At 59.2% G+C, this 18,348-nt stretch carries 14 protein-coding genes, 1 tRNA gene and 2 pseudogenes; 4 read left to right on the top strand and 13 right to left on the bottom strand.

From position 1 onward, the window contains the following. Positions 1-147: 147 nt before the first annotated feature. The 9 genes from IYW40_RS00560 to IYW40_RS00520 all read right to left on the bottom strand — a co-directional run bounded on the left by IYW40_RS00560 (position 148) and on the right by IYW40_RS00520 (position 11,503). Entirely contained in the window at positions 148-1,341 is a 1,194-nt protein-coding gene (locus tag IYW40_RS00560) for an HlyD family secretion protein (RefSeq protein WP_175095654.1), read from the bottom strand. Between the two features lie 21 nt (positions 1,342-1,362). Next, positions 1,363-2,913, bottom strand: a complete 1,551-nt coding sequence (locus tag IYW40_RS00555) for an efflux transporter outer membrane subunit (RefSeq protein WP_175095655.1) — start codon at positions 2,911-2,913, stop codon at positions 1,363-1,365. Further along, a complete protein-coding gene (locus tag IYW40_RS00550) occupies positions 2,910-4,502 on the bottom strand; it encodes an MFS transporter (protein ID WP_175095656.1) in 1,593 nt (530 codons plus the stop codon). The genes IYW40_RS00555 and IYW40_RS00550 overlap by 4 nt, the downstream gene beginning before the upstream one ends. Positions 4,503-5,079: 577 nt before the next feature. Then, on the bottom strand, positions 5,080-5,652 hold the full coding sequence (gene folE / locus IYW40_RS00545) for a GTP cyclohydrolase I FolE (protein WP_332310783.1): 573 nt from the start codon (positions 5,650-5,652) through the stop codon (positions 5,080-5,082). 237 nt (positions 5,653-5,889) lie between these two features. Further along, positions 5,890-7,731 (bottom strand): hypothetical protein, encoded by a 1,842-nt coding sequence (locus IYW40_RS00540; protein WP_232366178.1) that lies wholly within the window; start codon positions 7,729-7,731, stop codon positions 5,890-5,892. Positions 7,732-7,758: 27 nt separating this feature from the next. Continuing rightward, a complete protein-coding gene (locus IYW40_RS00535) occupies positions 7,759-8,604 on the bottom strand; it encodes a multicopper oxidase domain-containing protein (protein ID WP_210327150.1) in 846 nt (281 codons plus the stop codon). Positions 8,605-8,847: 243 nt separating this feature from the next. Beyond that, positions 8,848-9,093, bottom strand: coding sequence for a hypothetical protein (locus IYW40_RS00530; RefSeq protein WP_196399002.1), 246 nt, complete (start codon positions 9,091-9,093; stop codon positions 8,848-8,850). 21 nt (positions 9,094-9,114) lie between these two features. Beyond that, entirely contained in the window at positions 9,115-9,774 is a 660-nt protein-coding gene (locus IYW40_RS00525) for a sigma-70 family RNA polymerase sigma factor (RefSeq protein ID WP_269750347.1), read from the bottom strand. Between the two features lie 229 nt (positions 9,775-10,003). After that, complete coding sequence (locus tag IYW40_RS00520; protein WP_175095660.1) at positions 10,004-11,503, bottom strand: PLP-dependent aminotransferase family protein; 1,500 nt, start codon at positions 11,501-11,503, stop codon at positions 10,004-10,006. Positions 11,504-11,939: 436 nt separating this feature from the next. On the opposite strand from IYW40_RS00520, the gene IYW40_RS00515 reads away from it, so the two are divergent. Next, positions 11,940-12,215 (top strand): hypothetical protein, encoded by a 276-nt coding sequence (locus IYW40_RS00515; protein WP_175095661.1) that lies wholly within the window; start codon positions 11,940-11,942, stop codon positions 12,213-12,215. 418 nt (positions 12,216-12,633) lie between these two features. Beyond that, positions 12,634-13,068 carry a hypothetical protein gene (locus IYW40_RS00510; RefSeq protein ID WP_175095639.1) on the top strand — a complete coding sequence of 145 codons (435 nt, stop codon included), beginning with the start codon at positions 12,634-12,636 and terminating at the stop codon, positions 13,066-13,068. A 144-nt stretch (positions 13,069-13,212) separates the two neighbouring features. On the opposite strand, the gene IYW40_RS00505 is transcribed toward IYW40_RS00510, so the two are convergent. Next, positions 13,213-13,288, bottom strand: a tRNA-OTHER gene (locus tag IYW40_RS00505). A 121-nt stretch (positions 13,289-13,409) separates the two neighbouring features. Further along, positions 13,410-13,577, bottom strand: a complete 168-nt coding sequence (locus IYW40_RS00500; protein WP_175095662.1) for a hypothetical protein — start codon at positions 13,575-13,577, stop codon at positions 13,410-13,412. Positions 13,578-14,166: 589 nt separating this feature from the next. Between IYW40_RS00500 and IYW40_RS00495 the strand changes: the two genes are divergently transcribed. Continuing rightward, the gene (locus tag IYW40_RS00495) at positions 14,167-14,310 is read left to right on the top strand and encodes a hypothetical protein (protein WP_175095663.1); all 144 of its coding nucleotides are present in this window, start codon (positions 14,167-14,169) and stop codon (positions 14,308-14,310) included. A 305-nt stretch (positions 14,311-14,615) separates the two neighbouring features. On the opposite strand, the pseudogene IYW40_RS00490 reads toward IYW40_RS00495, so the two are convergent. Together IYW40_RS00490 and IYW40_RS00485 are read right to left on the bottom strand one after the other, a co-directional pair. Beyond that, positions 14,616-16,230 (bottom strand): annotated as a pseudogene (locus IYW40_RS00490) (ISL3 family transposase). Positions 16,231-16,623: 393 nt separating this feature from the next. After that, positions 16,624-17,185: pseudogene (locus IYW40_RS00485) on the bottom strand (transposase). A 731-nt stretch (positions 17,186-17,916) separates the two neighbouring features. Here IYW40_RS00485 and IYW40_RS00480 point away from each other — a divergent pair. Then, the coding region (locus IYW40_RS00480) for an IS701 family transposase (protein ID WP_196399001.1) at positions 17,917-18,348 on the top strand (432 nt) is incomplete at its 3' end.

Raw genomic sequence — 18,348 nt, 5'->3', positions numbered from 1 at the left:
GACGATGATCTACTCAAGGGCCACCTCCTCGTTTCGTTGAACGACGGCAACGAATTCGCAAAAACCTCAGTGGCGGAGCGCAAGTGCTTCGGCGTTTGAGCTCTTATGACGCGCAGGGAGAAGCGGGGAGAAGCTTTCATGATCCATTCATTCGCCGATGGCGCAGCCTTTCTCGGCTTCGTCACTTGTGCTGAGGAGATTGGCTTTCACAATTTCCTCGGTTTTGATCTTCGCCCGGGTGAGATCGTCGTCGTAGATGTGGGTCGTATATTCCGCCGAAGACGTTTTCGTTTGCGACGCGTTGACCGAAACGCCACCGCTGCTCACGTCGATCGAGATCACGGTCGACAGGCCGGGGCGCAGCGGTTGCTTTTCGAGCTCGTCCGCCTGCAAGGCGATTCGCACGGGAATACGCTGGACGATGCGGATGAAGTTGCCGGTGGCGTTGTCGGGCGGAAGCATCGCGAAGACGCTGCCAGAGCCAGGAACGATGCCTTCGACGACGCCGTGATAGGTCTGGGCGGAGCCATAGAGATCGACTTTCGCGATCGCCTCCTGCCCGGGTCGAACCCGATCCATCCTGTTTTCCCAGAGATTGGCTTCGACCCAGAGATGATCGAGCGGCACGATATTGAGGATCGGATCGCCGGGCCGCACGCGCTGGCCGACCTGCACCTTGCGCTTCGCCACATAGCCTGTCGCCGGCGCGCGGATATTCTGGCGCAGAAATTCGACATAAGCGTCGTTGAATTTCGCTTTCGCCGCTTCAATGTCGGGATGGTTCATTCGGGTCACGCCCACGACGCGCGCCTCAACGGCCTGATATTCCGCGCGCGTCTCGCGCAAATCCGCTTCCTGCGCGGCGAGCTGGTCTTCGGTGTTCTGTAGCAACTGGCGCGAGGCCGCGCCGCTCGGCGCCGCCTGCTTGTATCTTGAAAGATCGTGCCGCGTCCTATCTCTGATGGCGGCTCGCGACAGAACCCTCTGGCAGATTTGGCGGCGAGAGGCGAAAAGCGCGCCGACAGCGCGCACGGCGCGTCCGAGCTCCGCTTCCGCCTGACTGAGGGCGGCTCGCGCGCGTTGTCCGTCGAGGCGAACCAGCACGTCGCCTTTCTTGACCATTTGCGTTTCCTCGGCGAGCACGGCGGCGACGACGCCCGTCGCGTCGGAATGCACTGGAATGATATTGCCGGTGACGAAGGCGTTGTCCGTCGTCACCCAATTACGCTCGAAAGCGAACCACGCGACAAAAGCGATCAACGCGCCGACCCCGGCCGCGCCGATGACGAGCTTGAGCAGAAAGTCTCTGCGGGCGCGGATGCTTTTGCGTGAGAGTTGCATGGATCGGGTCGGTCGCTGGTCTCAACCGCCGCCGAGCGACTGGATCGCTTCGACCGTCGGGGTGATCGGATCGGCCTCCGGCGCCGGCTTTGGCTCGGCTGGATGCGGGCCGTCGGCGTAGCCGCCGCCGAGCGCCTGATAAAGATCGACCGCCGCAACGAGCCTATCGCCTTCGATCGCGCGCTGCGCGAAGGCCGATTCAAGAAGATCGGCTTGTTCGGCGATGATCTCCCGGCGATCTTTCATCCCGTCGCGCAGGCGCACGCGCGCGAGATCGAGTTGGGCGCGCATTGCGCGCAGGAAACGGCTCTGCGCCTCATATTCGGCGCGCGCGCGTTTGAGATTGGCGATCGAATCGGCGACTTGCTGCGCCGATTGCAGCAGCGTTTCATTATAGGCGTCGACAGCCTGATCATATTCGGCGCGCTGCACTTCCAGATTTCCAGTCAGGCGGCCGCCCTGGAAAATAGGCAGGCGCACGCCTGGGGCGACGGCATAGCCGATCGCGGAAGGCGTGAACAGATAGCCGGCGAGCTTGCTGATCTTGGTTGTGGTGACCGATCCTTCGAAGCCCCCCGTGATCGCGAGATCGATCGAGGGAAGGAACATCGTCTTCGCGACATGGATGCGTTGCGCGGCCGCTTCCGCGCGCTGCAGCGCGGCGGCGAGATCGGGACGATGGATGAGCATTTCGATCGGCAGATTGCGGGGCAGCGCGGGTTGCGCCGGCGAGGGCGCTCTTCTGCCGGCAAAGAGATCGCGCCCCGCGTCCGGACCTTCGCCCATCAAACGCGCCAGAGCGTCTTGCTGCAGGGTGAGAAGCGCTCTCGCGGCGGCTTCGCGCCTTATGGCGAGTTCGAGATTGGCCCGCGCGATTTGCGCGCCGTCCAAAGTGTCGAGGCCGGTCTGGTATCGCGTTTCCGCGAGCGCCACCAATTCGCGGCGCAGCCTCGTCAGCGCGCTCGCGACTTCGAGCTGTCGCGCCGTCGCATAGCCGCGCAGATAGGCCCGCGCGGCGCCGCTTGTCAGCAGCAGCCGCGCCTGCTCCAATTCGCCTTCCTGAGCCGCCGCTTCGCCGATCGCAGCGTCGAGCAGCGCCCGGTTCTTGCCCCAGAAATCGAGCTCCCAGGTCAGCGCGAGCGGATTGATGAAGGCCATGGTCTTTTGCAGGCCGCCCTGCGCCGGATTGTAGGAGGCCACGACGCCATGCAGCGGGTTGCGGGACTGCCGCATGCCGAAAGTCGCTTGAACCTCCGGCAAAAGCCTTGCGCCGGCAATCTGGACGACGGCGTCCGCGGCTCGGAGCGTGCCCTCGGCCTTTCGCAAATTTTGATTGTCGCGCAGCGCCTTATCGACGATGCGGTCGAGCTCGGCGCTGCGAAAGGCGCGCCACCACTCCTCGCGCGGCCACGCATTCTCGCCAACGGCGGACTTCAGGCCGGAATTGGCCAGCGTGCGCTCCATGGCCGGCGCGTCGAGGAATTGCGCCCGGTCTTCCTGCATGGTGAGAGCGCAGCCGGCGAGGAGGAGCGAGAGAAGACCGAGAGCGATGCAGGCGCTTCGCCGCGTCATGGCTGCTCCATCAACTCTTCGGCGCGCAGTTGACGCAGCTTCTCTTTCCGACGCAGAGGAATCACCGGCGTCGGATGGGCGAGCCAGACGAACGCGGCCAGCACGACGAACACGACGGCGCCCAGCAGAAAGGCGTCGTTCATCGCAAGCAACGCGGCCTCCTCGCGGATCAACATGCTGAGCTTCTTCGTCGCAGCGGCAGAAGAAAAGCCGGCAATTTGCAACTGCTCGACGAGCTGCGGGACGAGATCGAGCGAAGGAAAGCGCCGCCCGCCAAAATGATCGGCGAGATCCAGCTGATGGAACGGCGAACGCCGAAATTGAACGACGGCCAGCGATGATATGCCGATGGCGCCTGCGGCAGTACGGAGCATCGCGAGCTCTTCTGCCGCCCGGACAAGCTTGGAGCCGGATAGTCCGTGCATCGCAAGTGCCGCGAGAGGCGCAAAAAATGTGGCGAGGGAGAAACCGAAGAACAGCATCGGAACGGAGACGCTCTCGAAAGAAGCCGGTTTGTCGAAGAGTCCCAGCCAAGTCAGAGTCACGGCGAAACAGAGGAAATTCAGACAAGCGACAAAACGTGTGTCGATCTTACGATTAAGCTCGTGCATGACGGCGACAAGCGGCGCGGCGACAATTAGCATTGTCAGATAGATCAAGCCCACGAGCGACGAGGAATAGCCGAGGAGAGTCTGCAGTTGCCCCATGAAGATTGATAATATCCCCTGAACAACGAGAAAACCGGCTATCGAGCAGACGGTCGCTATTGCATAATTACGATATGCGAACAGCCGTATGTCGATCACGGGATGGCGCTCGCCGAACTCCCATATGAGGAATATCGGCAGGGCGCTGCTGACGACGATGAGCGACGTCGTCAGCAGCGGCGACGCGAACCAGTCAAAATCGTTGCCCTGATTGAGAATAGTCTGCGTTCCGAATAGAACGCCGGCGAGCAGGAAGAAACCAACGCCGTCAAAACGGGTAATGACGCGCCTGAAGCCGCGGCCATAGAGCAAGGACCCCACAATCCCCGCAACCGGCAACGCTGCCGCGATGTTGGAATAGAACAGCGCCCGCCAGCCGAAATATTCCGCATACCATCCGCCCATGAACACGCCGACCGTAAAGGGCGTCATGCTCAAAACGCCCCAAAGGCCAACGCCGGCCATGCGCAGCCGCTCAGGATACTCTTTGAGAGCGAGAGACTGTCCGACCGGCAAAATTACACCGCCCGCGAAGCCGAGCGCAATACGTGCCGGTAGGAACGTCCATAGAGTTTCGCTGGTCGCGCAAACGAAGGAAGCACAGGCATAGAAAGCGAAAGTCGCGACATAGACGCGATAGTCGCCGAAGCGGCCGGTGAACCAGCGCGCGACAGGCAGGCCGAGCGCCAGGCCGATCATATGGTCCGTCGTCGCCCAGGTTCCGAAACTGGGCGTCACGCCGGCCAGGTCGCCAGCCGCATAGGGGACGAGGACCGTATAGCCGGGAACATTCGAGAGGACGACGATATTGCCGAGCGCGAGCGCCGCATTGAAAAGGACGAAACGCCAGCCTCTCAGAGGCGACCCGTAAATAGATTTCATGGTGCGGCGCCCCGTGAAGCATCACCTGTCAACATGCCGCCCCAGAAATTCGCGGCGAGCGACGCCACCGCGCCGCTCGACAGTGCTCAGCGGCAGCGATGTGACGAAAGCCCTCGATCGACTCTCGCGCGATCGATTCCTCAGGGACGCGATCGACGACTCGGCCTGAATTCTTCGAGACTGCCGGCGAGCGATGAGCCGAGCGTCGCGACAGCGCGATCCCGCAGCATCGCCGCGACTCCGCAAGCGTGCGGACGCGCACGCGGAAGAAACAGACATTGGTCACTCGACAAAATGTGCCAGATGGCGGCGCAAAAGTGTACCGGCTGGTTGAGAGAAAAGGGCCGTGAAGCCCTGGTGAGTTAGGCGTTCATGCTTACAGGACGGTCTTGAACACTTTCTTGATGACTATCGGAGCATACCTCGCAGTCAATTCGGCGCGAGCGTTACAATGGTCGTCACTTTTAGAGCCGGTCCCTCGGCTCTGGGGCAAATTACATGCGGGAGAACGCAAAGAACCTCGCCATCTTCGAGTTCCGCTCCGAACGCTGATTTCGTCGCGCCGCTGGTCCAAGTTCTACGTCCCACGCACCAGGCCAAGGAACTCCTCGCGCGTGCGGGGGTCGTCGCGGATCACGCCGAGTAGGCGACTGGTGGTCAGCGTCGATCCGAGCGTGTTCACGCCGCGCAACGTCATGCAGCTGTGCTCGGCCTCGATCACCACGCCGACACCCTGAGGCTCGAGAATATTCTGAATGGCTTCGGCGATATCGGCGGTGAGCTTCTCCTGAATTTGTAACCGACGGGCGAATCCGTGCACCACTCGCGCCAGCTTTGAGATGCCCACGACCCGGTTTGCTGGCAGGTAACCGACATGCGCGCGACCGATCACCGGCAGCATGTGATGTTCGCAAAAACTGACCACACGGATGTCCTTCAATACCACCAGTTCGTCGTAACCACCCACTTCCTCGAAAGTACGCTTCAGATACTCGCGGGGATCGACGGCATAGCCGGCGAACAGCTCGCGGTATGATCGCGCCACGCGTCCAGGCGTATCAATCAGGCCTTCGCGGCTTGGATCGTCGCCCGCCCATTCGATGAGAACCCGGACGGCTGCTTCGGCGTCGGCCTGGGTCGGTTTCGCAATTCCCATGTCTCCAAAGTGGTCCGCCAAGCCCCTTCGACAGCCTGATCCACCCGTAAGGTCATAGAATCGTTCCGTACGCGGTGGAGCGGCGTGAACTGTCTTCTTGATTGGAAGCTCGACCATTCGGCACTCCTCCTAGCCTGCGACGAAGGGCGGCGTCTTTTGCCGCTGACACTGTTCCTTTATCCGACGGAGAGACCCTTTCAGGGCTCTCCGTCCACGCTGAATAGTTATGGTTCAGTTGCCGCGTTGCTCCTTGGTCAGAAGCTTGAGCCACCCCTCGACCTCGGCGCTCAACTTGCCCGTTCCCGCGAGTTTGAGCGTGGGCGCCAGCATGCCGCGCTCAACAATCGGCAATGGCAGCACGCCCTGTCCGCCCATGCCGTTATGCGCGGTGATCTGACCGTCCTTCGAATCCGCGAGCAGAATGCGGCCTACGACTTCGAGCTTATCCATGTCGATGACGATCAAATCATTGGCGAACTTGCTCGCCACATAGGCGTAATAGCCGCCACCCTTCTTGTGCCCGAAGTTGACACCGTGACAGCCTGCTTCGCAGGGCAGGCTCTTCACCACCTTGTCGGTCTTCACGTCGACGATCGTGACCGTGGCGCTCAGCGTGTTCGCCGTGACGACATATTTGCCGTCCGGGCTCACCGGGGTCTGGATCGGAAGCAGGCCATAAGCCTCACCCTTGTGCGCGCCACTAATCGGATCGTAATCGGCGGCGAGGTCAATGTCCTTGACCTTCTTCTTGTTGTCGATGTCGATGACCGTCAACGAGGAGAGCATGGCAGGCGGCGTGCCGAGCAGATTCGCCGCATAAGCCTTATGGTTCATGTCACTCCAGATCGCGATGGGGATAACGCCGCCGGTTGGAATTTCCGTCGCTTTCTCAGTCGCGAGATCGACGACGGTGACGCTTCCCGCCAGCGCGTTCGGCGTCATCATATATTTGCCGTCATCGGTAAGGTGATGCCCATGCGGGCCGGAATGCGGGCCGACATTGATATTGCCCATCGCCGAAGGGAATTCGCCGGGCGACAGTTTCGCCACGCGGTCCTCGCCATTGATGGCCACATAGAGCATGCCGGTTATCGGGCTCGTCATCACATGAGACGGATTTTGTCCAACGACCTGCGTGTTAAGAACTTTGCCGCTCTCGCGGTCAAAGGTGGTCAGCCGTTTGTCGAACCATTCCGTCTGATAAATGTATTTATATGTCGGATCGGGCCACATATTGTGGGGGTTGTTCATATTCTGCTCGACGCCCTTGACTTTTTTCTTGAGCGTCCAATTCGTTGCGTCGATTTGCGTCGCCGTTCCGAACTTCGTCTTGCCGCTCACGCCTTCAAACTGCGTGTTGACCCAGACCTCGCCGACGCCGGGCGTCTTGGGCGTCAGCAGTGTGTTCGGCGCCGAGAGGCTGAGCGCGCTCAGATTGATCTGTGCGCCCCCGAGATTGAGTCCGAGATCGGGAAGCTTCACCTCCCACTTCGGCTGCCGATAGTCGCGCCATAGCGCCGGCGTCGTGGCGACGAAGAAGGTGCGGAGCAGCTTCTTGGCGATGTCGCTTGTCGTCGGAACTTTGGCGCCGGTCACGAGTTGCAATTCGCCGCCGATGTCCAGCCCTTCCGTCTTCGGATCGTCGACGACGACGGCGCCGAACATGTAGGGATGGACCTTGCAGGTGAAAACATAGAGCCCCGGTTTGTCGAAGGTATGGGTGATGCTGGCGTTCGACGGCTTCTCCTGATCGACCGGGAATTTGTCGGCGCCCGGCTGCCAGGCGAGACTGGTGATGGTGTGATCCGTATTGGTGTCCGTCATCTTGATGAGCACCGCCTCGCCAGGCTTCACCACAACGAGCGAGCCGCCGCTCTTGGGGTCCTTAAACCATTTGCCGGGCTCGTCGGTCATCTCCAGCACGGCCGACGGTAGGACGCCGGGGCGGCTGATGATGACGTCGTCAGAATTCACGGCGTCTTTCGCCTGCGCCGCCAGCGGCGCGGCCAGCGAGGTCGTCGCCACGGCCAGCGTCAGAAAGGATACGCAGTTCATGATCGTTGCGCGGTTCATGCCCTTAACTCCCATTTTCGTTATTGATTATTCGATGACGCGGAAATCGCCCATCATTCCGGACTGCATGTGTTGGATGACGTGACAGTGGTAGTGCCAATCGCCAGGACCTACGCCTTCGCCCGCTTTAACGACGAAGGAGGTGCGGCTGATTGGGCCGATGTTGACGGTGTCGACGCCTGCGGTTGTTCCGGGCTCGATCCAGCGATGCGCATGGAGGTGGAAAGTATGGAACGCGGTGCCAATGCCGATGACGTGGAAGCGCACCTTTTCGCCCATGCGCGCGCCAACGGTCGGATTGGTCCACAACGGAATTTCCTTTCCGCCTTCGACAATGTGATTGAGCTCCTGACCCCAGAAGGTTGTTTCGTGCATCCAGAGGATGAACTCTCGTTTGATCTCCGCGAGATCGACGTCAACGACTTTGCCATCGATGAGGGCGGGGACCTTGCCGCTTGCTGGGTTGATGATGAGCGTTCCGAACAGCCCCTTGTCCTCGGCCCCGAGCATCGGATTGCCGAAGGTATGATCGTGATAGGCCCAAGTGCCCGCCGTTCCGGGCGCGGCTGTCCATTTGTATGTGTAAGGCTTGCCAGGGAACGCGGCTTCGTCGGCGACGCCATTCAAGAGCTTCATCGTGCCATCGCTGTCGATCTTGTAGTGCACGCCGTGGACATGAATGCTGACTGGCAGCTGCGCATCAGCAATGCCATGTTGAAGGGTCACTTCGGCGACGTCCCCCTCTTTCATGACGAGCGTGGGTCCAGGGATGGTGGCGCCACTCGCATATCGCTCGGTAAGGTCGCTTTCTTTTCCTGCGGGTGACTTGACCTTGTGACTGACCATTTCATAGGCCAGCTGACCTGACGGCATTGCGCTTGCCTTGAGCGTGATCAAATGCTGGTCGCCAGCAGAGGCTGCGCTCGCCGCCGTAAAAGTGCCCGGCCATATGAGCAATAGCGCGAACGAGAGTGAAAACCCGAACCGCCCGCGGAATTTTATCATCGCATCATACTCCTTTCGGACCGAGAAGCGCACGACAAGACCGCGATCACTGCGATCGCGCGCCAGCCGGTTCGATCCGATACGACTTAGATGCGATGGGACGTCGGGGTCTTACCTCGGAGGTGAAGATTTTTCTCCGCCCACGAGTCTGCGAAGGGCCAGATAAACCTCTTCGCACTCGGGACACTGATGCATATGGTGCTTGACCTCAGGCAGCATGGCCCCGGCGTCCTGGCCGGAAATCTCGATGTCCACGTAACGTGGAAGTTCATCAAAATATTGCGTGCACAGCATCTCCTCTCCGCTCTTCGCGGCGAAGACGGTGTCGATGAGGCGGGTAATGTCTTTTTGTTTCATGTCGGTTTCCGGCACACCCAATTATGAGATGCGCTGAACGGAGAATGTCTTACCCTCCGATAGAAGATGGGATCCGGATCCCGGCTCGTCAAACACGGCAATAAGATCCTTGTGCGTGACGCCTTCTTCGAGCAAAGCCTGCTTGAGCCGCTTACGCGCGTCGTGGATGAGCTTATAGAGGCTGTTTCGGTTGGAGCCGAGCCATTCTGCGACCTCGTCCAGCGGCATTCCTTGAAAAGCATGGGCGACGACCACTGTTCGCTGCAAAGGCGTGAGCCTGGTGTCGATGAGCCGCATTAGTAGAGCCCACGCTTCGCGCTGCTGAAGACTGCGTTCTGGTCCAGGCTCTTCGATCGGCCAAACCGGCAGAACTTGACCAAGTTGCGCACGTTCGATGGTAGTTTCTCGCCAGCGGCGACGACGCAATTCCCCAAGCACGACCCTGATGGCGATCGAATAAGCCCAAGTCATAAACCGGCTTTCGCCACGAAAGTCTCCAAGTTTTGCTTGGATAATGAGAATGGCCTCTTGTGTGCAATCTTCAGCAAGGTGCTGCGCTTCATCTGAGCGCAATGATTCTCGCGTCGCGTAGCTTTTCGCCAAATAGGCCCGAATCGCCGCGAGCAGTCTCGCTCGAAGGTCCGCAAGCGCCGACTGTTGGCCTCTGCCTTCCTCCCGCAGCGCCGTCAGCCACTCTGAATTGGATCGTTGCATTATCTGTCCGTCATGGCTCCAGACGCAGCCGGCCGCCTCGGCGTCGCGAACATTCAACGACACAGTCTAACAACACATCCGCGCAAAAGCCATCCATCTACGGAGCGTTTGAAACGTCCGCTCTTCGGAGAAGGAAACGAACGGCGGCTGACGACGCGATCCATGATCGCTCGAGGCGCCGACGACGCAATCACGATCAACGTCTCATCGACGAAACACGCTTGACGCCCATTTCCGCCGCCCGATACAGGCGCCAGATAGCTTCCTCGGCTTCGCTTTGTTCGAGACTGCCAAATCCGAGGCGTAAGCCTCTGCCTTGATAGGGCGGAGTTTCGAACGATCTGGAAGGAAGAAAGCGTAAGCCTTGAGACGCCGCATTCTCCTCGATGGCGTCGAGCGTCGATGGATCAGGGAACTTCACCCAGAACGCCAAGCCACCACTTGGTGCGCTGAATTCGATCAAATCGCCAAGCGCATTTTGGAGCGAAGCCGCGAACGCGTCGCGCCTCTTCAGATAAATTTGGAGCGCCTTACGAGCATGGCGACGCAATTCTCCCGACTTGATCAATTCGGCAACGGCGAGCTCTGTCAACGTGTTGCCCTGTCTGTCGACGATCGCCGCCTCGTTGGCCATGGATTTGATGACTTCCTTTGGCGCCGCGACATAACCGACGCGAAGTCCGGGAACGAGAAGCTTGGACGTCGACCCGATATAGATCGACCGGTGTGGGGAGTAACTCGCCATGGGGAGTAAGGGCTGGCTATCATAATGGAATTCGTGATCGTAATCGTCTTCCAGAACCGCGAACCCGAACCGGCCGGCCAGATCGAGCAGACGCGATCGACGGTCGGCCTTGAGTGACACAGTCGTCGGAAATTGATGATGCGGCGTGACGTAAACGGCTCGCACTCGCCGTTGCCGGCAATATCGCTCGACCTCCTCGACGTCGACCCCTTCGCTATCCAGTCTCACGCCAATGACGTCGGCGCCCGCAGCGACAAATGCGTCGCGGGCCGGCGCATAACTCAAGCCCTCGACCAACACGGTGTCGCCTGGCGCCAATAGGATTCTACTCGCGAGGAAGATGGCCATTTGGCTTCCGCGCGTGATACAGATGTTTTCCGGCGTCCCGATGACTCCACGATGCGTCGAAAGCATCTCCGCGATCAATTGACGCAGATCCATGGAGCCCATCGGATCACCATAGCTCAAGCCACCGACGCGCGTCGCACGCTGTAGAGCCGTCCGGTAAGCATAGGTCAGGGCGCTCGTTCGCAGTAGCCGATAATCCGGCACGCCATCATCGAATGTGACGTTTGGCTTCTCTTGAAAAATGATCATTGGTTCAGGCGCGGCGCGGAACAGGTAGTCTGGCCGCGGCGGCGGGTTGGCGCCGTGGCCGTCAGTTGGGATCAATGAGACGGGTTCCGGAAGCCGATCGGAAACAAAGGTGCCTCGCGTTCCGTTCGTGGCGAGCCAACCTTGCGCGACAAGGTCGTCATAAGCGAGCACGATCGTCTTACGATTGACGCCAAGCGCATCGGCCAGCGTGCGCGTGCTCGGAAGGATCGATCCCGGAAGCAGCCGTCCGCGTCGAATGTCCCGAATAAGAGCGTGAACGACTTGCAGATAGATCGGCGTGTCGCGTCGTGGCTCGATGTCTTCGCTCAGGCTGAATTCCCAGGGTCGCAACATTGGACCCCTCCGTTTTTCAAAGCTGGCGGTTTCAACTGGCCCAGACATCGCTAGCATTAACACGCTCGAGTCTGTCAAGACACACGCAAGGGAGAAAGCCACGATTCAACATGGCAGCACCTGCTACTCAAAGCCGTCCTTGGCGTTGCTGGAGTCTTCAGGCGCTGTAGTTGATGGGTTGATATGACTGCACGATTTCTGCGATTCGCTTCCATGTAAATCCTGATGGGATCGAGGAATCGTTCAAGCTAAATTCTTCACGGTCGCAGCATTGGACCCTTCAATTATTCAAAGTTGGCGGTTTCACCTGTCCGCCGCGACGTTACCAATTAGCTTTCTCTGGCCTGCCCCGACAAGCATGGCTTAGTTGGCTGGGACAGCGCTTCCAAGAAAAGCGGACTAAGCTCCCCCGAGAATCTTGTGAGGGAACGATAAAATGAAGACTGGTGCCATTATAATCGCAGTTGCCTCGTTCGCTGGACTGATCGGTCCGTCTATTGCGTTTGAAGGCATTCGCGGCATACGCATTCAAGGCTTGCTGACGAATGTCAGCTGCGACGTTCGCGAAGAAGACAACCAGGCGTTATGCGCGAGGAAGTGCGACGACGAGTTCATCAGCAGCAAGATGCGCTACAGCGTAGATCCTGTACAAGTTGCTGCCGACAAAAAGGCTTGCGATGAAAAGTGCGGCTGCCCCCAAAACTCCAGATAACATTGAGCCGCTCCGACAGAGGGATGGCGCGTGCATCGTTGCGGATAAGAGAGGGTGTAGACGGTAGCTCGTAAGGCGCCCCGGCGAAAGTGACCCCTGACTTGCTCTGCTCCCCAACATTGGATCGCCCGAAGTTAGAGCTTTCGGGCTTTATTCACGATGACGGGCTGGGCCACCATCGCGCAGTTGCAACGTGATCGGGAATTTGTTCCCGATCGCCCCGTGCGGGCGTTCCTCGTTATAGAACAAGGTTTGAGAACGCCCGCGGGACCGCGCTTCGGAAGCTTTTGTATCCGTGGCATCCTTGGTTTGAGCTCAGGTCGCCGTTCATGAAGCGATCGAGAAGTCTGACGGCGTCGTTTTCCGTTGCACGAAGAGCGGATCTGAGGCGGATCGCTGGCTGAAGGTTCCGGCCTGGGTGTTCGAGCGAGCCGCCTGGGCGGATCAGGCCCTGGCTGACGCACCATTTATCGACATGACGGCGCTCTCGGCGCTGGCCGACCTGTTTCGGGAGGTGTTTAAGCTTCGGGCGACATCATCGAATGCTCCGCTTTCGGGCGCATCAGAACCTCTCACGAACGGAATCGGAGAGAGGCCCATGTCAGCATCGACGCCAACGACGCTGTCAATCGGCGCCAGGGACAGCCGAAGAGTACGTGCAGGCGCTCGAGCCAGACAATCACAGCAGATCGACCTGTTCGGAGACGAAAGGCAGAGCGCGCCGGCGCCGACGTGGCAAGAATTGCCGGTGGAGACGCGGGCCGCACTGACCAACCTGATGGCGCGGTTGATCCTGGAGCATGTTCAGGAAAGCCGGACCGGATCAGCGACGGAGGCCGGCCATAATCTCTGACAAAGTCCGTCCCCATCATCTGGAGCGCAAGGCGCTGCTCTATGCGGACGCGCGAGCATCTAACTGCGTCGTGCGCGGATGCTACCACTGCAGGATTCTAAATTGCACCGAGAGTGAAGCAGAGCCGCTTTTGGTTTAAGAAACTGGAGCGGGCGAAGGGATTCGAACCCTCGAACGCAAAAATTGGCAAGGTTGTGCTCTACCCCTGAGCTACACCCGCATCAGTAGCGGCAAGCGCCGCTGAGGGCGTCCTTATGCCGGAAACGATTTCCGTTAGCAACAGCCCAACGTTGAAAAGCCGATGCTTCGGGAGAGACGGCTCCCGAAGCGTCGGCCGGCCCTCACTGGATCATGCGTGCCGTGCTGCCGGTATTGCCTGTGATGTTGGCGCTGTCCGGCGAAATCAGCGCCGGAACCCAGGTCAGCGCGACGATCACAAAGGCGATGAAGCCGCCGATATAGAGCAGAATTTTTCCCACTTCCGCGCCGCCGTGAACATTGTAGGCCATTTTGCTTTCCTCCCCTTTAGATTGCCCTGTCCGCCGGTTGACCGGCGGAATAGGGAGGCGGCGCGGCGGGAATTGCGCGCGCGCCGCCGCCTCATCGCGACAGCTACAGGGGCACCGTCGTCGATGACGTAGACTGTGTGAAAGTGCCGGCGCGTCACAAGGACCACTGAACGTAATTCCAATGGTACCTGCTGTGGCTCTATTGAATATGAATGTATTGGTCTGAACAATGTGATGTATAAACGATGTAATGCTCAAGCTCGCCGAAGCGCCGCCGGCGCTGTTCAGTAGCAGGGAGAAAAATGGGGCGACGGCGGCTTCGGTATGGCCTCCACTTGACCGCCGTCGCTGGTCCAGGACAGCAACAGGGGGAAGCTATCGTGGATAGGCCGCAGGATTGTGGCGGAAGCCGTTTCACTCAAGGACCACTCGCGAAGAAAATGGCGGTCAGATACTTGGACCTATCGTATTAATACAGTGTGGTCGGCTCGGCGTCCGTGACGCGCCTCGCTTCCGATAGCGTTTGGGCGATTTGGTAACCGGCGCGGAGTAGGTTGGCCTTTTCCAACTTGCGCGTCGGCAGGACCAAATGCAACGCAAGGATTTTCGCGCCTATTTCACCGCCGACCGCGCCGACGGCTTCGCGATGTTTGATCCGGCCGGCTTTGCCGAAGTTGGCTGCGCATGTCCGACGACGAACGAGGCTGGCGAGCCAACGGCGTTCGTTACTTAGATTTTGACGAAAGCCGCAATGACAGCAGTGATCGTGGCGGCGGTCGCGAAGATAGTAAGAATGGCTTTTGTGACCCTCATGAGCGTGTCTCCTTTTTTATCCCGGCAACGCATTTCCGCGGCGCTTTCTCTTCTCCGGCGCGTTCAGCGTTCGGCTAGAGAGACTTCGGGCCAAGCAGTGCAAAGGTTTCGCCGCTTCGCGTCGACGCGCTCTCGCTTAGCTATTCGTAGTCGTACTCGCGCGCCTTGGAACTATCGTTTCCAACGTGAATTTCGTTAAGCTGGTTAAATCGGGTCTGCGTCACTTTACGTGCACATGGCCGTTTCGAATGGAAGCATTCGCGCTCGCAGCAGCTCAATGCCTGCGCGGCCGTACATGGCGCGCTTAAATGCCTTGAGGCGATTGATCTGCCCCTCGGCTTGGCCACTGCTCCAATGTTCGACGATGGCGTTCCTGACGGCCTCGATATCTCGGCTCAACGCTCGCGCAAACTGCTGCATTGAACGCACACCGGAATGCTTTGCGTCATGAAGCCATTTATTGAGCTTGTCCGGATCATCCCCGCGCAGAATGCTTCGAAAGCGCATCGCGAGTTGGCGCATCACCACGAAGCTGGGGGAGGCCTGTTTCAAAACGACGACTTTAGCGTTCTCGGCGGGCGTGAGTCGCCGCGTCGGCTTCATGCAGAGAGAAGCGGCAATGACCGGAGAGATTTGCCAGCCGGTCGCTGGATCGACGGCCCGGCTCTCAATGAACTTTCTAATTTGCTGTTCTGGCCGCCTCCTTTCGATGCCGGTGGCGTGCCATGTCGACAAAAGGCGTTCCAGATTTGAGAAGCTTCCCGTGTAGCCTCGATGTCGAAGGTCGTGAAACAAACGTCGGCCTACCCGATCGCCCTCGGCCCATCGGCGGGCAAGGAACTCTTGGAAATACAGCGGGGAAGTCGGCTTCAACGCCAAGCGGCGACGGTGTAGCGGGAAACCTGTCTTGACCCATTTCGCGTCGGTCCTGTGGTCGACGCCGATCTGCGCAGCGATGTCGACAAAAGTCTTGCCCGAGGCACGCAGCAAACTGACCCGGTCAAATAGAGCTTGTCGCGCGCGGCCGCGCTCGCCACGCCGCGCCGCGTGACAATCTCCGGTGGTCGGCGGGAGTTGGGGACGCCCGGCGAAGCGGCTGACGCGGGTCATGTGTCGCTCGATGCTTTCGCGCAAATTCTGCAGCAAATGGAATCGATCAGCGACTTGTCGCGCTTGCGGCGCTCCCAGCCGAACGCCCTGTGCGTAAAGACCGCAGCGGTCGCGGCTGACGACTTCGATTTCAGGAAGTTGCTTGACCCAATCCGCGGTCTCTTTGGCGGAGCGGGTTTCCAGCACGTCTGCAACGATCCGACGTTCAAGATCGACAACGATTGTTCCGTAATTAAAACCTTTGCGCCAGCTCCAATCATCAATCGCGATGGCGCGCAGGGGCGCCCTGTCGCGACGTTCGGATGAATGACGTTTGAGCTGCCGCAGAATCGCATTATCGCTGACTGGCATCGCCAGTCGCGCCAGCAACTTCTCGCTTGTCCTGCCGCCAGCGGCATGGCCGAACAATCCCACGAGGTCGCTGACGCGCTGCGTTTTTCGCGCAAAGGGAAACGCCGTCGTCAATCTTTCGACGAAAGTCTTTCTCGCGCACCCCTCGTTCAAGCATCGCCACCGCCCCAGGCGCAACTCGAGAACGACAGGGGCTGCCCTGGATTGGAAGGTCTTGCAGGCGCCGGAGGTGCCAACTATGGCATGATGCTGACGCTTCTCCGCACCCGGGGCACGACCGCGCCCCGACTCCATCCGCCGATACGAACCACCGGTTCTCCCGAAATACAGCGCTGCGCACAACCACTCCGGGCCCAAAGGCTAATTTCATCTTCGTCATGCGCCATTGAGGCGCCGAGTTCCGCTTCGGCAATCCAAAGCACGTAAAGTGACGCAGACCCCAATTGAGTGCAACGTGACACGAAGGTCAAGACCGAGGAAATTGTGAAAGCCAATCTCCTCAGCACAAGTGACGAAGCCGAGAAAGGCTGCGCCATCGGCGAATGAACGGATCATGAAAGCTTCTCCGCGCTTCTCCCTGCGCGTCTTAAAAGCCCAAGCGCCGAAACACCTGGAGAGCAGCAAAAAGCTGGGATTAGGCGACTAGCCGCAACTCGTTATCGTTGGGCCATGTCCATTCAACGGGCTGTGGCAGACCGCAGTAGCGTTCGAGAATTCCATTGAGATGAGCGTCCGACATGGAGCATCAGCTGAGCGCCTAAAGTTTTTGCATTTAGCTATATACATATCCTGCGTTTACGAGGTAGTTGGCGCACTCATCTGGCGTGAAGGTCGTCAGGATTTTTGCGATTGCGTCGCTGACGGCGTCGATTGATCGCGCGCAGGCTTTTCGTAGGAGTGTTTTGAGCTTGGCGAAGACCTGCTCGATCGGATTGAGATCGGGTGAGTATTTGGGCAGGAACAGCAGGCGCGCGCGACGAGCGTCTTTTTTTGAATGTGACGCCGATGCGGCGAAAGAACCGGCTCATCACCGAAGCGTCGGCCTTGAGCCCATGTTCGTCGAGCGGCTGGTCGCACAGCGCTTGCAACGTTATGTCGGGTTTCTCAGCGCGAAGCCGCTCCAGAAAGGCGCGATGCGATGCCAGCTTCACCCGCTTGTGGCCGCCCATTTTGCCCGATGCGCGCGAGCCGCTTTGCAAAAAGCGCGCGACCCATTTGATCGCCGCCGACTCGCTGACGCCAAACCGCGCCTCCGCCGCGCGCCGGCTCATGCCTTCTCGAACCACCGCGTCGATCACCCGATCACGCAAATCTTGAGAATATGATCCACCCATCCCCGCTGGCCTCCTAGATAAGGGTATCGTCCGTTATATTGATATCCTTTTCGACAATCGCCTCTCGTCCCGCGATGGGATATGTTTGCGTGGAACTCGCCTGAATTTTTGGTTTAAGCTTGCCAAGTTCTTTGTGCGCCGGTGGTATCGCAAGTGTGAAGCGTTCGAACTGCAATCGCGGTGATCTCTTGGCAGTGTATCCAATGCCGGCGGGATCTCGTTGACGGTCGGTTGCCGTAATGACCGTCACCTTCCGATATGGCTCCGATATTTCGTAGCCGACAGTCAAAGAGGTCGCGTCAGGCCGCGCAGCGCACGCTGATATCCCAACGGCTACGACAGGCCAGATCGTCCATCGAACCGCCCCAGCAAAGGATATTCCCATGGGACTATTCATTCGACAGTCACCTGTCGTTGGCTTGGTGCGCAGTTGTTTCCGCATCACAAATGGAATGGCCAGGCGGCGAATTCCCTTGGTCCGTTGATTGAACCGCCAGGGTACGGCTCCGAACTACAGAAACAGCGCTCAAACTAAGCCAAAACGCTGTTCGCAGGCTCATGGCGACGACGGTTCGCATTTCGTAAGCGTTGCCCGCCAATATCCAGCCACCTAGTTTTACTGTGTCATAAGATGGCAGAATGGGATATTTTGAGGATTCACGCTCGATTCGGAGGGGGCTGTGGATCGAAATGGCTTGGATCCAGGGAGTGAAGGTCGGTTCGTTGAGTCGATGTCGTCGATCTTGGGACATGCGGATCGTATCGCGCCGTTTCGTTCCTATTGCACCGGCTTGATCCTTCCGGGCGAACGCAAGAGCGTCGAACCGATTGCCGCGCGTGTCGAGCCCAATCGTGTCCAGGCCGCGCATCAATCGCTCCACCATTTCGTCGCGAAGGCCGAGTGGTCCGATGAAGCGATGTTGAGGCAGGTGCGCACTCATGTTCTTCCGATGATCGAGAAGCATGGAGCCATAAAAGCGTGGATCATCGATGACACGGGGTTCCCCAAGCAGGGCGTTCATTCGGTCGGCGTGACGCGACAATATTGCGGGCAACTCGGCAAACAAGACAATTGTCAAGTCGCCGTATCTTTGTCAGTCGCCAACGATCACGCAAGTCTGCCGATCGCCTTTCGGCTTTATCTGCCGGAAGATTGGGCCAAG

It is taken from the genome of Methylocystis sp. H4A (assembly GCF_015709545.1).
In the GTDB taxonomy this organism is placed as follows: Bacteria; Pseudomonadota; Alphaproteobacteria; order Rhizobiales; family Beijerinckiaceae; genus Methylocystis; species Methylocystis silviterrae.
The sequence above is the reverse complement of the archived record's forward strand: the minus strand, read 5'-3'. Positions and strand labels throughout refer to the sequence as shown.

Bases quoted from the DNA above. Each gene is read 5' to 3' on its own strand.
- IYW40_RS00555 (WP_175095655.1), bottom strand. From the start codon at position 2,913: ATGACGCGGCGAAGCGCCTGCATCGCTCTCGGTCTTCTCTCGCTCCTC.
- IYW40_RS00540 (WP_232366178.1), bottom strand. From the start codon at position 7,731: ATGAACCGCGCAACGATCATGAACTGCGTATCCTTTCTGACGCTGGCC.
- IYW40_RS00515 (WP_175095661.1), top strand. From the start codon at position 11,940: ATGAAGACTGGTGCCATTATAATCGCAGTTGCCTCGTTCGCTGGACTG.
- IYW40_RS00550 (WP_175095656.1), bottom strand. From the start codon at position 4,502: ATGAAATCTATTTACGGGTCGCCTCTGAGAGGCTGGCGTTTCGTCCTT.
- IYW40_RS00530 (WP_196399002.1), bottom strand. From the start codon at position 9,093: ATGAAACAAAAAGACATTACCCGCCTCATCGACACCGTCTTCGCCGCG.
- IYW40_RS00560 (WP_175095654.1), bottom strand. From the start codon at position 1,341: ATGCAACTCTCACGCAAAAGCATCCGCGCCCGCAGAGACTTTCTGCTC.
- IYW40_RS00495 (WP_175095663.1), top strand. From the start codon at position 14,167: ATGCAACGCAAGGATTTTCGCGCCTATTTCACCGCCGACCGCGCCGAC.
- IYW40_RS00520 (WP_175095660.1), bottom strand. From the start codon at position 11,503: ATGTTGCGACCCTGGGAATTCAGCCTGAGCGAAGACATCGAGCCACGA.
- IYW40_RS00535 (WP_210327150.1), bottom strand. From the start codon at position 8,604: ATGCCGTCAGGTCAGCTGGCCTATGAAATGGTCAGTCACAAGGTCAAG.
- IYW40_RS00500 (WP_175095662.1), bottom strand. From the start codon at position 13,577: ATGGCCTACAATGTTCACGGCGGCGCGGAAGTGGGAAAAATTCTGCTC.